We start from the raw sequence: 13,222 nt of genomic DNA on the forward strand, positions 1-13,222 counted from the left end.
CGCGGCCTCCTCATCGCAGCCTCGGATCGAGCGCGCGGTAGGCCACGTCCACCACGAAGTTGATCAGCAGCACAGCCGCCACCAGCACCATCACCACCCCTTGGACGAGCAGCAGGTCGCGCCCGGCGACGCCGTTGAGCAGCAGGTCGCCGAGCCCGGGGATGACGAAGACCCGCTCGACCACGACCGCGCCGATCAGCAGGGTGGCCAGTTGCAGGCCGAGCACGGTGACGACGGGGATCGAGGCGTTGCGCAGCCCGTGCCGCCACAGCGCGCCGGTGCTGCCCCGGCCCTTGGCGCGGGCGGTGCGCAGGTAGTCCTCGCGCATGACGTCGAGCACGGCGCTGCGTACGTAGCGGGTGAGCACCGCGCCCTGGACGAGGCCGAGCGACAGCCACGGCAGCAGCAGGCCGCGCAGCCACTCCCCCGGGTCGTCCGCGAACGGCACGTAGCCGCCGGACGGCAGCGCCTGCGCCCGCACGGCGAACACGAACACCAGCAGGATGCCCGCCAGGAACGCCGGGATCGCGATGCCGACCTGGCTGGCCGCGCTGATGAGCGCGCCGAGGGGGTCGCGGTGGTGCACGGCGGCGAACGTGCCCAGCGGCACCGCCAGCACCAGCGCCACGACCATGCCGCCGAGCACCAGCACGGCCGTGACGCCGAGCCGGTCGGAGATCTGGGGGCCGATGGGGGCGCTGGTGACGTACGAGGTGCCGAAGTCGCCCTGGAGCAGCCCGCCGGCCCAGTCGAGGAACTGCGCCACCGGCGGCCGGTCGGTGCCGAACTGGCGGCGCAGCTCGGCCACCGCCTCGGGGGTGGCGTTGACGCCCAGCGCGATCTCGGCGGGGTCACCGGGCAGCAGCGCCATGAACGCGAACACCGCCACCGCCGCCACCGCGGCGCTCGCGATCAGCACCGCCAGTCGTCTGACCAGGTACAGCGTCACTGCTGCCTGGCGAGCGCGGTGAAGTCGAAGGACTCCGCGATGGCGTTCTCCGGCAGCCCGGTGACGCCCTTCTTCGCCACGATCAGGTTGGGGAACAGGAAGAGCCAGTCGGCCGCGGCGTCGTCGGACAGCAGCTTGGCGGCCTGTTTGAGGTCGTCGGCCTGCTGCTGCTCGGTGCCCTCGTCGGCGGCGGCGAGCAGCTTGCCGAACTCGGGGTTGTCGTAGCCGAAGTAGTACGACCCGTCGGCGAAGATGCCCAGGTCGCGGGGCTCGACGTGGTTGATGATCGACAGGTCGTAGTCGCCCTTGGTGAACACCTGGTCCAGCCAGCGGGCCGGGAACTCCAGCGGCTCGATCTCGGCCGTGATGCCCACCTGGGCGAGCTGCGACTTGACCACCTGGGCGCTGTTGACCGCGTACGGCAGGTTGGGCACCCGCATCCTGACCGTGTACGTCCTGCCGCCGAGCAACTCCTTGGCCTTGGCCGGGTCGTACGGGTAGTCGCCGGTGCGGTCCTCGTACCAGGGGTCGGTGGGCGGCACCATCGAGCCGATGAGCTGCCCGCGCCCGGCCCAGGCGGTGTCGAGCAGCGCCTTGTGGTCGATCGCGTGCCGGACGGCCTGCCTGACCTTCTTGTCGTCGAACGGCGGGCGGCCGTTGTTCATCGACAGCACCACCTCGCCGTTCGTGGTGCCCTCGACCGTCTGGAAGCGGCCGGGGTCGGCGAACTGCTGGAGCGACTCGGGCGCCTGCACGCTGGAGATGACGTCGATGCCGCCGGTCAGCAGGGCGTTGTTCATCGCCGTGGCGTCCTTGAAGTACTTCAGGGTGATCGACGACAGCGGCGGCTTCGTGCCCCAGTAGGAGGGGTTGGCGTCGAGCTGGATGGAGTCGCCGCGCCGCCACGAGCTGAGCGCGTACGGGCCGGTGCCGACCGGCTTGTTGGCCAGGTCGGCGACCCCGGTGCGGCTGAACATGGCGCCGAGCCTGGTGGCCATCGAGTACAGGAAGCCGTTGCTGGGCCGCTTGAGGGTGACGACGGCGGTGGAGTCGTCCTTCTTGGTCACCGTGTCGATGACGTCGAGCTGCGACTTGATCTTGAGCTTCCAGTCCGTCCTGACCCGGTCGAGGGAGAACACCACGTCGTCGGCCGTGAACGGCGCTCCGCCGGTGAACTTCACGTCCTTGCGCAGCGTGAAGGTGTAGGTCCTGCGGTCGGCGGAGACGTCCCACTTCTCGGCCAGCAGCGGCACGATCCGGCCGTCCTGTCCGAGCTTGACCAGCCCCTCGTAGACGTTGACGAGCAATGCCTGGGGGATCGCGGCGCCCTCGGTGGAGGTGAAGTCGAGGTTGGCCGGCTCGGCGACGAATCCGACCGCCAGCGACTGGGCCTTGGAACCGCCGCCCGCGCCACCGCCCGCGCCGCCTCCGGAGCCGCCGCCGCACGCGGCGGCGGCCAGCAGGAGGCCGCCCGCGGCGAGCCAGATCCCGATTCGCCTCATGTCTGACAGCCTCCTGGCTAGTGCACTGGTCGGACCAGTAGGCTACGCACATTGCCAGTCGGCGGCGGCTCGGGTCAAGGGGGCTTGCATGGGTGGTCCGCGGTTCGAGCCGGTGCGCGCCGTACGCGCTTACGAGCGGGTCGTGGAGCAGATCGAGGAGGCCATCGAGAGCGGTGCTCTCTCTCCGGGCGGGCGGTTGCCGAGCGAGCGCGAGCTGATGGTGCAGTTCTCCGTGAGCAGGTCCACCGTGCGTGAGGCGCTGCGGGTGCTGCAGGCCCGTGGCCTGGTGCGGTCGCGGCCGGGCGATCCCCACGGGGCGGAGGTGCTGCCGTTCTCCCCCGCCGCGCTGCACAAGTCGATGACCACGCTGGCCCGCGTGGAGGAGCTGTCGCTGGCGGAGCTGGTGCAGTTCAGGATGGTGCTGGACTCGGCGGCCATCCTGCTGGCCGCGCGGCTGCGCACCGAGGAGCAGCTCGCCGAGATGGGCCGGGCGGTGGAGGCCATGCGGGGCGCGGTCGAGGCGGGGGAGGACGCGTTCGGGGCGGCCGACGTGGCCTTCCACGACGCGGTCGTACGCGCGGGCGGCAACAAGCTCATCGAGATCTGCACCGACGTGGTCCGGTCGATCGTGCTGAAGCTGATCGCCGAGCGCATCGCGGAGGCTCCCGACCGGGAGGCGCTGATGCGGCGGAGCATCCGCCACCACGAGGAGGTGATCGCGGCGGTGCGGGCCGGCGACGGGCCGCTCGCCGCGAGATTGTCGAGAAAAGCGATGTATGACTATTACGCCGGGTATGTAGAAGAATGTGAGCGAGGTGCCCTCCGGGCTCTGCTGGAGTGACCTGGCCCACAGAGTGTTATGTTGCCGAGGTGGCGCGCGTGGACGGGGACGGGCTGGCGGAGGCCTTCCTGCGCGAGCCGCGGCGATACACCAGTCACCAGGTCGCCGAGATGGCGGGGGTGCCGGTCTATCGCGCGCGGCGGTTCTGGCGTGCGCTCGGGTTCGCGAACGTGCCCGACGACGCGGTCGAGTTCACCCAGTCCGACGTCGAGGCGCTCAAGACGCTGCTCGGCATGGTGACCGCGGGCGTCTACGACGAGGAGCACGTGCTGCTCATGGCCCGCTCGCTGGGCCGGGCCACGGCCAGGCTCGCCGAGTCGCAGGCCGAGCTGGGCGTCGAGGCGCTCGACCAGGCGGGGGTGCCGCTGGCGGAGCGCTCGCGCGCCTGGCGCGTGCGGGCCGAGCGGGTGGTGCCCGACCTGGCGCGGCTGCTGGTCTACGCCTGGCAGCGCCAGCTCGCCGCCGCCGCCGGGCGCATCGCCGACCAGGACATGAGCGCCGTACGCCTGGCGGTCGGGTTCGCCGACCTGGTCGCCTTCACCCGGCTGAGCCGGCAGATCACGGCCGGTGAGCTGGCCCGGCTGGTCGACAGGTTCGAGGGCCGGTCGGCCGACATCGTCACCTCCTCCGGCGGGCGGGTGGTCAAGACGCTGGGCGACTCGGTGCTGTTCGTCTCCGACAAGGCGCACGTGGCGGCGGAGATCGCGCTGCGGCTGGTGGAGACGCACGCCCGCGGCCGGGACATGCCGGAGCTGCGGGTGGGGCTGGCGTCCGGGCCGGTGGTCTGGCGCATGGGCGACGTGTTCGGCACGACGGTCAACCTGGCCAGCAGGCTGACCGCGCTGTCCCTGCCCGGCACGATCCTGGCCGACCCGCAGCTCGCCGAGGAGCTGGAGGGCGACCGGGCCTTCCGGCTGAGCGAGGTCAACCGGCTGTCGGTGCGCGGGCTGGGCGAGCTGGCTCCGTTCACGGTGGTCCGCGCCGAGAGCGCCTGACCCAGGGCGAGCGCACGGGCCACCCGGTTCGCGAGCCCACCGGACGATACGTAAAGTAGATCATCGTGAACGGACGCGTCGCCGTCGACGGCGAGCTCATGGGCGCCGAGGCGCTCCTCATGCTGGAAGCCCGCTACGGGCACTTCACCGCCATGCAGGTCAGGGACCGCGGGGTGCGCGGGCTGGAGCTGCACGTCGAGCGACTGGAGCGGGCCAACCGCGAGCTGTTCGGCGGCGGGCTCGACCGGGCGGCGGTGCTGGGCTCGATCCTGGCCGTGCTGGGCGACGACGCACGCGACGCCAGCGTACGCGTCTACGTCGTCGAGGCCGGCGGCCGGCCGCGCGTCGTGGCCACCCAGATGCCGCCGCACCTGGCGCCGAAGGGCCCGCTGCGCGTCCTGCCGGTCGTCTACCAGCGTTATCTCCCGCACATCAAGCAGGCCAGCGGCTTCCAGCAGGCCCACATCCTGCGGCTGGCCGCCCGCGAGGGCTACGACGAGGCGCTGCTGACCACCGGCGACGGCCTGATCAGCGAGGGCGCGATCACGAACCTGGGCGGCTTCGCCGGCGGCCGGCTGGTCTGGCCGGACGCGCCGATGTTGCACGGCATCACGATGCGCCTGCTGGAGCGCATGGACGTGCCGCAGGAGCGGCGGCCGGTGACGGTGGCCGACCTGAGCGGGTTCGACCAGGTCTTCGTCTGCAACTCCTGGGGCGTGATGCCCGTCGGGCAGGTCGGCGAGGTGCCGCTGCGCGAGGATCCCGGGCTGGTGGCGCGGCTGCTGGAGTTCTACGAGGGCGTCGCCCGCGATCCGCTGGATTGATCCGGGAGGCGGGCGCGTTGCACCAGGACGTGACCGCCTACTCGATTCTCGACCGCTCACTCGTCCGCCGGGGGTCGACACCGGCCGCCGCGCTGCGCGAGACCGTACGGTTCGCGCGGCAGGCCGAGGAGCTGGGATACCACCGGTTCTGGGTGTCGGAGCACCACAGCGTGCCCGGAGTGGCGGGGTCGGCCCCGACGGTGCTGGCGGCGGCCGTGGCCGCGGCGACCACGCGGATCCGGGTCGGCACCGGCGGTGTGATGGTGCCCAACCACCGGCCGCTGGTGGTGGCGGAGCAGTTCGGCGTGCTGGAGTCGCTGTATCCCGGCCGGGTCGACATGGGGTTGGGGCGTTCCGTGGGCTTCACGGGGGGCATCCGCAGGGCGCTCGGGCACGACAAGGACGACGCCGACCGCTTCGGCGACCAGCTCACCGAGCTGCTCGGCTACTTCACCGGCACGCAGACCGCGCACCCCGGGGTGCACGCGCTGCCCGCGGAAGGGCTGCGGCCGCAGGCGTTCGTGCTGGCGATGGGGTCCGGGGCGGACCTCGCGGCCGAGCACGGGCTGCCGATGGTGATCGGGGCGGGGGCGCGGATGCCGGACGCGGTGGCCCGCTACCGGGCGAGGTTCCGGCCGTCGGCGTGGGCGGCGCGGCCGTACGTCGTCGTCGCGGTGAGCGTCGCGGTCGGCGCGAGCGCGGAGGAGGCGGCGCCGCTGCTGCTCCCCGAGGCGTGGTCGACGACGCGCTCGCGCGTCGGCGGAGCCTTCCCGCCGCTGGTGCCCGCCGAGGAGGTCGCGGCGACGGAGATGGGCGCGCGGGAGCGGGCGTACCTGGAGGAGTCGCTCAAGGGGCAGCTCCACGGCACCGAGAGCGAGGTCGCGGTGGCGCTCGGTTCGCTGGTCGCGACGAGCGGCGCGGACGAGGTGCTGGTCACCATGAACACCTACGACCTCGACCGGCGGCTTGACTCCTACCGCCGCCTCGCGTCGATCTTCAGGGGTTAGGATCACCCGAACATCGTTCCGTGCCAGTGAAGGGTGCTCTGATGACACGCCAGCACGCCATCGGTGACCTCCTGCGGCGCACCGCCGCGCGCCAGCCCGCCAAGACCGCCGTCGTCTACGGAGACCTGCGGCAGAGCTACGCCGACCTCGATCGCACCGTCAACCGGACGGCCAACGCGCTGGCCGCCCGCGGTGTGGGCAAGGGCGACCGGTTCGCCGTGTTCAGCCACAACAACCACGCGTTCGTGGTGGCGTACTTCGCGCTGGCCCGGCTGGGGGCGATCTCCGTGCCGGTCAACTTCATGTTGCGGGCCGAGGAGGTGGCGTACGTGCTGGAGCACTCCGGCGCGACCGGGCTGCTGGCCGAGGAGGCGCTGCTGCCGGTGGCCGCCGCCGCGGTGACCGATCGGGTGCGGGTACGCGGCGTGATCGGCGCGGGAGCGGACGGCTGGGAGCCGTTCGGCGCGTGGTCCGCCCACGACGACGACGCGGAGCCCCGGGTGGAGATCGGCGACGACGACCCGATCCAGCTCATGTACACCAGCGGCACCGAGGCCCGGCCGAAGGGCGCCACGCTGTCCAGCCGGAGCCTGATCGCCCAGTACGTCACCTGCGTGGTCGACGGCGAGATGAGCCCCGACGACGTGGAGGTGCACGCGCTGCCCCTCTACCACTGCGCCCAGTTGCACTGCTTCCTCACGCCGGGCGTCTACCTCGGCGCCACCAACATCATCCTGCCCGGCGCGAGCCCCGCGGCCATCCTGGCCACGATCGAGGGCGAGCGCGTCACGAAGCTGTTCTGCCCGCCCACCGTGTGGATCTCGCTGCTGCGCCACCCCGACTTCGACCGCCGTGACCTGTCGTCGCTGCGCAAGGGCTACTACGGCGCCTCGATCATGCCGGTGGAGGTGCTGAAGGAGATCGCCGCGCGCCTGCCCGGCGTGCGCCTGTTCAACTTCTACGGGCAGACCGAGATGGCCCCCGTCGCCACGATCCTGGGCCCGGAGGAGCAGCTCACCCGGCTGGGCTCGGCCGGGCGGCCCGCGCTCAACGTCGAGACCAGGATCGTGGACGACCACGACCGGCCGGTGCCGCCGGGCGTGGTCGGCGAGATCGTGCACCGCAGCCCGCACGCCATGCTCGGCTACTGGAACGACCCCGACACGACCGCCGAGGCGTTCCGCGGCGGCTGGTTCCACAGCGGCGACCTGGGCGTCATGGACGACGACGGCTACCTGTCGGTGGTCGACAGGAAGAAGGACATGATCAAGTCGGGCGGCGAGAGCGTGGCGGGACGCGAGGTGGAGGAGGCCATCTACGGGCATCCGGCGGTGGCGGAGGCGGCCGTGTTCGGGGTGCCGGACGAGAGGTGGATCGAGGCGGTGACGGCCGCGGTGGTGCTGCGCGAGGGTGCGGAGCTGACCGCCGACGAGCTGATCGGGTTCCTGAGGGAGCGGCTGGCGGCGTTCAAGACGCCCAAGCGGGTGATGTTCGTGGACGCGCTGCCGAAGAACGCCTCCGGCAAGGTGCTCAAGCGCGAACTGCGCGACAGCCTGGGGTGAGGACCGGCCGGGCGTGAACCGTGTGCGGGGCCTGGTCAGGCGTGAATGGTGTGCGGGGCCTGGTCGGGCGTCACCCGGCCGGACGTGAACGGTGTGCGGGCCCCGGTCGGGCGTCACCCGGCCGCTCGTCGTCCTTCCGGCGGGCGGCGGTCGAGTGCCTGCGTCCACTTGACCGCCACGGCGGCCACCTGGATCAGCTCGGCGCGCAACCGCTCGGGGTCGGACTCGGCGAACGCCTCCATCACCTCCTCGGCCAGGATGTGCCGCCAGGTCAGGCCGCCGTCCTCGGCCGCGGTGTCGGTCGCCCGCCGCGCGCGTGCGGACTCGCCGGCCGCGCCCGCGCCGCCGGTGCCGTCGGGCAGCACCTGCATGCCGAACCTGGCGTCCTGCGCCGCGCGCTCGGCCGTGACCTCGGCCAGGACCCGGGCCAGCGAGCCCGGCACGCCCGCGTCGCCGTCATGTGTCATGGCCCCCAGTCTGGCGCACCCGGCGCTCCGCTCAGCTCGCGGGCGCGGGACGGAAGCCGCGCCCGAGGCCGAGGCCGGCGTGGTGGGAGCAGACGTGGTCGCGGAACGAGCGGGCCGCCGGGGTGAGGCGGTCGCCCGCCGGCCAGCTCACGCAGATCGTCCTGAACAGCGGCGGCGAGAGCGGGATCTCCACCATGCCCGCCGCGGCCGGCGGCAGGTCGGAACGGGGCAGGACGGCGACGCCGAGCCCCGCCGCCACCAGCCCACGCACGGTCTCCGTCTCCTGCCCCTCGAACGCGATCCGCGGCTCGAACCCGGCCGCCGCGCACAGGTCGTCGGTGATCTGGCGCAGGCCGTACCCGGGCTCCAGCGTCACCAGGTCCTCCCCCTCCAGATCCGCCGCCCGTACCCGTCGCCTGGCGGCGAGGCGGTGCGACTCGGGCGCCGACAGCACCAGCTCCTGGTCCGCGAGCGGGCGGCTGACCAGGTCGGGATCGCCGAGCGGCATGGGGGCGACGAACACCAGGTCGATCTCGCCCGCGCGCAGGGCGTCCAGCATGTCCTGACGGGACCCCTGCGCCAGGCTGAAGCGGATCGACGGGTTGCGCTCCCGGAAACCGCCGATCAGTGACGGCACGAGCGTGCGCCCGAGCAGGTGCAGGAAGCCGAGGACGACGTGCCCGCTGCCCGGGTCGATCTCCTCGCGCACCTCGCGGGCGGCAGCGGTCATGGTGGCCAGCGCGCGGCCGGAGGCGGCGGCCAGGGTACGCCCGGCCCTGGTCAGGCGGATGCCCCGGCCCGAGGGGAGGACGAGCGGGGCCCCGACCAGGTCCGCGAGGGCGGCCAGGCGGCGGCTGGCGGTGGGCTGGGGGATGCCGAGCAGTTCGGCCGCCCGGGTCACGTGGCCGGTCTCGCCGACGGCGGCCAGCAGGGCGAGGGCCGGGGCCAGGCGGGCGGCCAGCCGGTCGGCCGATTCATCCATCACAGTATGAATTATCGCCCATTACCGCATTGGACGTATTTATTAGCCGTGCTTAGCGTTTGAGGAGTGACGCTTCTCAAGGCTTTCCCCGTCTCCGGCGGCACCCGGCGGGTCAGCGCGGCCGTCGCGGCGGCGGGCCTGTCGTCGTTCGCCCTGCTGTACGCACCACAACCGGTGCTGCCGCAGCTCGCGACGGCCTACCGGCTGGATCCGGGGAGCGCGTCGCTGGCCATCGGGGCGGCGACCGGGGCGCTGGCCGTCGCGGTGCTGCCGCTCGCCTGGCTCGCCGGGGTGGTAGGGCGGCGGCGGGTGATCCTGTGGTCCGTGGTGGTGTCGGCGGTGCTCGGGCTGGCGTTGCCGCTGGCGCCGTCCTTTCCCGCGCTGCTGGTGATGCGCGGGGTGCAGGGGGTGGCGATCGCGGGGTTCGCGGGGGTGGCGGCGGCGTACCTGGCCGACCGGCTGGGGACGGGACGGCTGGCCGGCGCCGTCGGGGTCATGATCGCGGGCAACTCGGTCGGGGGGATGCTGGGGCGGCTCGGGGCCGGGTTCGCGGCCGAGCCTCTGGGGTGGGAGGGGGCGCTGCTGGCGGTCGCGGGGGTGGCGTCGGTGTGCGCGGCGTTCACCGCACTGACCCTCCCCCGCGACACCACCGCCACCCCTGCCGAAGCCCCCGCCGAAGCCGCTACCGAAGCCGCTACCGAAGCCGCTGCCGACGCTCCTGCGGGCGGGACTCCGGCCCATGGTGCTCCGGCCGACGGCACTCCGGCAGGCGACGCTCCGGCCGACGGCGCTCGGACCCACAGCGTTCCGGCGGACGGCGGTCGAGCCGACAGTGCTTCGGTGGACGGCGCTCGGACCCACAGCGCCTCGGCGGCGCGGGGGCGCTGGGGTGGGGCGGGGCTCGTGGTGCCGGTGCTCGTCGGAGGGCTGGGGATGGGGGCGTTCGTGGCGTTGTACAACGCGGCCGGGTTCCGGCTGGCCGCCCCGCCCTTCTCGCTCGCCCCGGCCGCCGCGTCCCTGGTCTTCCTGTCGTACGCGATGGGCACCGCGTCCTCGGCCGCGGCCGGGCGGCTGACCGGGCGTCTAGGGCGGACGCCGGCGCTGGTGACCGCGCTGGCCGTGACCGTGGCGGGGTCCGCGCTGACCGCGCACCCGTCGCTGCCGGTCGTCGCCGCCGGGTTCGCCGTACTGACTGCCGGGTTCTTCGCGGCGCACGCCATCGCCAACGCCTGGGCCACCGCCGAGGCGCCCCCCGCCGCCCGTGGCCGGGCCGCCGGGATCTACACCCTCAGCTACTACCTGGGCAGCGGCGCCGGCGGCACGGCCGGGGCCGTCGTGTACGGGCACGCGGGCTGGACCTGGCTGATCGTGATGACGTCGGCGTGGCTGGCACTGGCCGCGCTCGCCGTCGTCCTGACCCACCGGCACGCGCGGGCTCCGGCGCTCGCAGGCACCGCGTCCGGGGCGTCGGGTGCGTCGGGTGCGTCCAGGAGGTTCGGGTCGTTCGGTAGGTTCGGGGCGTTCGGGGCGAAGGGGCCCACGGTGGAGGATCGGGTGGAGGGTCGCCGGGGCCGGGCCCGCGTCACGTGACGGAGCGCTCGAGGGAGTCGGTCAGCCAGCCGTGCATCGCGCCGACCGTGGCCCGCTCGCCGCTGACCTCACCGACGAGCCGCCAGTAGCGGCGTACGCGGGGATCGCGGTCGCGCTCGACGGCGCCCAGCAGCTCGCGGCGGAACGCCGGGGTGTCCTCACTGCGCCTGACCGTGGCGTGGGCGGCCACGAACCGGTCCAGCTCCGGCCCCTCGCGCGGCGGCTCACCCGCGATCACGGGCGGCCCGGCCAGCGTGATCGCCTCACCGATGCCGTGCAGCAGCTCGTTCTCGTCGCCGATCGTCCGGGAGTTGGCCCGCGCGCTGTCGCGCAGCTCGCGCCGCAGCGAACGGTCACCGGCCAGGGCGACCAGCTCGGCGTACGCGACCACCTGCGACGGCGTCGGGTCGAACGGCGGCTGCGGAACGGCCATGGCCACGAACGAGACGAACAATTCCTCGGAGACCGGCGCCACCATCTGCAGCCGCCAGAACTCGACCAGCGCCTCGCGGGCCGCTGCACTGTCCTCGACCACGGCCAGCAGCGCGAGCCTGGCGGCCTGTTCGCCCGGGTCGGCCTCCTCCACGGACCGCAGCGCGGCCCGCCGCCAGGCCAGCTCGGCCAGGCGCAGATCGAGCGCGGCCCGCTCGGCGGCGACCGCCTCCGCCATGGAACGCTCGCCGCTGAACACGGCCGCGATCGCGGTCAGCCCGAGGCCGAGCCCGCGCAGCCGCCTGATCATGGCCAGCCGCTCGACGGCGTCGCGGCCGAACCTGCGGTGACCGCCGACGCTCCGCACCGACGCGACGATGCCCTCGTCGCAGTAGAAGCGGATGGTCCGCACGGACACACCGGTGAGACGGCTCAGGCCGCCGATCCCGAGTGTGTCGTCGCGCACAGGCACCTGAACCTCCACTGAGACCGAACGTCTCAACGACACCAACACTACCGATGGCCGGAGAAGCCCTTCAGCGGCCCTTCTATGGAACGCTCGCCGCGATCAACCGGGACCAGGAGCCGCCCTGCGGCGTCGTCACCCCACCAGGTCGTCGATCTCGGTGAGCAGCGCCCGCTTGCGCTCCTCGGCCAGGTACGACGCCTTGACACCGTTCCTGGCCAACTGAGCCAGCTCGCTCCTGCCGAAGCCGAAGGCCCGCGCGGCGGTCCGGTACTCGTCGGCCAGCGTCGTGGCGAACATGGGCGGGTCGTCGCTGTTCAGCGTCACGTACAGGCCCTCCTCCAGCATCCTCGGCAGCGGGTGCTCGCCGATGGCGGTGACCTGGCCGGTGCAGACGTTCGAGGTCGGGCAGACGTCCAGCGGGAGCTGGGTGTCGCGCAGGTAGGCGACCAGGCGCGGGTCCGCGAGGCAGTTGATGCCGTGGCCGATGCGTTCGGCCCCGTAGCCCTCGATGACCTCCCAGATCGTCTCGGGTCCGGACATCTCACCGCCGTGCGGGACGCTGTGCAGACCGGCGGCGCGGGCGGCCGAGAACGCGGAGCGGAACGCGTCCCGATATTTCGGGCGCTCCTGCTCGATGCCGCCGATCCCGAAACCTACCAGCGCGACGGGAGGTTCCTGCAACGCGTGCTCCACCGTCACCCTGGCGGCCTCCTCGCCGTACTCGCCGATGATGTCGAAGATGTACGCCACCTCCACCCCATGGTCGGCCAGGGCGCGGCTCGCGGCCAGATCCAGGGCCTGCGTCACCTCGCGCATGGGCATGCCGACCAGGTGGTGGGCGTACGGCGTCACCTGGAGCTCCACATAGCGGGCGCCTTGCGGGGCCAGGTCACGCGCCAGGCCGAGGACAAGGGTCGCGACGTCCTCCGGCTCCCTGACGAGGGCGTTGACGGCCTGGTAGACCTGGGCGAAGTGGGGGAAGTCGCGGAAGGCGTAGAAGCGGCGCAGCTCCTCCTCGGTCGTGGGGACGGTACCGCCGGGGTGACGGCGGGCGAGCTCGAGCACGGTGGCGACCGAGGCCGAGCCGACCAGGTGCACGTGGAGCTCGACTTTGGGGAGCGCGTCGATGAAGTCGTCGATGGTCATGGCCACGACCATATGAGCGACATTTCCCAAAACAACAGCCTTCACCGGGAAGTCTCACAAAAGAATGTCAGGTTCGACATCCTGGAACGATCGGAGCCCGTGACCAACGCAGAAGCGCACGACCAGGAAGCACTCCGACATGCCCTGGAAGGATGCCGCCGCGGTGTTCGAAGCGGCGCCGCGCTGCGCGCCGACTCGGCTCATCTTTTGGGGTTCGGCATCCGGCGGCGATAAGCACGGGGCAGCCCCGTCGGGGAGCGGCAACCGGCACACGTTCGGAGGGCTGCCCGACGCGGCCTTCCGACCTACTCCGCTACTGGAAGTCAGTCGCAACGCTGCCTGACTGTTCTGAGGCGCAAAAGGCTCAAGCGTCACCCCGCGCTCTCCTCGCCCCCTGGGGCGCGAACACTTGGGATGGAGTGAATAGGGCCCACGCCCCAGAGCCGCCGGGGCGAC

General features: G+C 72.7%; 12 protein-coding genes. 6 read left to right on the plus strand and 6 right to left on the minus strand.

Annotated features, from left to right (window positions below):
- Positions 1-10: 10 nt before the first annotated feature.
- Together ACZ6S0_RS28985 and ACZ6S0_RS28990 are read right to left on the minus strand one after the other, a co-directional pair.
- Complete coding sequence (locus tag ACZ6S0_RS28985) at positions 11-949, minus strand: ABC transporter permease (protein WP_465922466.1); 939 nt, start codon at positions 947-949, stop codon at positions 11-13.
- On the minus strand, positions 946-2,451 hold the full coding sequence (locus ACZ6S0_RS28990) for an ABC transporter substrate-binding protein (protein WP_465922467.1): 1,506 nt from the start codon (positions 2,449-2,451) through the stop codon (positions 946-948). Before ACZ6S0_RS28990 ends, ACZ6S0_RS28985 begins: the two co-directional genes overlap by 4 nt.
- An 88-nt stretch (positions 2,452-2,539) precedes the next feature.
- Here ACZ6S0_RS28990 and ACZ6S0_RS28995 point away from each other — a divergent pair, with 88 nt between their 5' ends.
- The 5 genes from ACZ6S0_RS28995 (at position 2,540) to ACZ6S0_RS29015 (ending at position 7,680) form a co-directional block, all read left to right on the plus strand.
- Entirely contained in the window at positions 2,540-3,292 is a 753-nt protein-coding gene (locus ACZ6S0_RS28995; protein WP_465922468.1) for a FadR/GntR family transcriptional regulator, read from the plus strand.
- 29 nt (positions 3,293-3,321) lie between these two features.
- Entirely contained in the window at positions 3,322-4,287 is a 966-nt protein-coding gene (locus ACZ6S0_RS29000; protein ID WP_465922469.1) for an adenylate/guanylate cyclase domain-containing protein, read from the plus strand.
- 65 nt (positions 4,288-4,352) lie between these two features.
- Positions 4,353-5,111 carry an aminotransferase class IV gene (locus ACZ6S0_RS29005; RefSeq protein WP_465922470.1) on the plus strand — a complete coding sequence of 253 codons (759 nt, stop codon included), beginning with the start codon at positions 4,353-4,355 and terminating at the stop codon, positions 5,109-5,111.
- Positions 5,112-5,128: 17 nt separating this feature from the next.
- A complete protein-coding gene (locus ACZ6S0_RS29010; RefSeq protein WP_465922471.1) occupies positions 5,129-6,118 on the plus strand; it encodes an MsnO8 family LLM class oxidoreductase in 990 nt (329 codons plus the stop codon).
- A gap of 41 nt (positions 6,119-6,159) precedes the next feature.
- Complete coding sequence (locus ACZ6S0_RS29015; RefSeq protein ID WP_465922472.1) at positions 6,160-7,680, plus strand: acyl-CoA synthetase; 1,521 nt, start codon at positions 6,160-6,162, stop codon at positions 7,678-7,680.
- A 113-nt stretch (positions 7,681-7,793) separates the two neighbouring features.
- Here ACZ6S0_RS29015 and ACZ6S0_RS29020 read toward each other — a convergent pair whose 3' ends face one another.
- Both ACZ6S0_RS29020 and ACZ6S0_RS29025 read right to left on the minus strand, forming a co-directional pair.
- On the minus strand, positions 7,794-8,147 hold the full coding sequence (locus tag ACZ6S0_RS29020; RefSeq protein ID WP_465922473.1) for a hypothetical protein: 354 nt from the start codon (positions 8,145-8,147) through the stop codon (positions 7,794-7,796).
- 31 nt (positions 8,148-8,178) lie between these two features.
- The gene (locus ACZ6S0_RS29025; RefSeq protein ID WP_465922663.1) at positions 8,179-9,129 is read right to left on the minus strand and encodes a LysR family transcriptional regulator; all 951 of its coding nucleotides are present in this window, start codon (positions 9,127-9,129) and stop codon (positions 8,179-8,181) included.
- Positions 9,130-9,195: 66 nt separating this feature from the next.
- Between ACZ6S0_RS29025 and ACZ6S0_RS29030 the strand changes: the two genes are divergently transcribed.
- Positions 9,196-10,719, plus strand: coding sequence for an MFS transporter (locus ACZ6S0_RS29030; protein WP_465922474.1), 1,524 nt, complete (start codon positions 9,196-9,198; stop codon positions 10,717-10,719).
- Here ACZ6S0_RS29030 and ACZ6S0_RS29035 read toward each other — a convergent pair.
- Positions 10,712-11,623 carry a helix-turn-helix domain-containing protein gene (locus ACZ6S0_RS29035; RefSeq protein WP_465922475.1) on the minus strand — a complete coding sequence of 304 codons (912 nt, stop codon included), beginning with the start codon at positions 11,621-11,623 and terminating at the stop codon, positions 10,712-10,714. The two genes, ACZ6S0_RS29030 and ACZ6S0_RS29035, sit on opposite strands and share 8 nt — an antisense overlap.
- 129 nt (positions 11,624-11,752) lie before the next feature.
- A complete protein-coding gene (gene add, locus ACZ6S0_RS29040; RefSeq protein WP_465922476.1) occupies positions 11,753-12,766 on the minus strand; it encodes an adenosine deaminase in 1,014 nt (337 codons plus the stop codon).
- Positions 12,767-13,222 lie beyond the last annotated feature (456 nt).

This window comes from Nonomuraea sp. NPDC051298 (genome assembly GCF_055586305.1).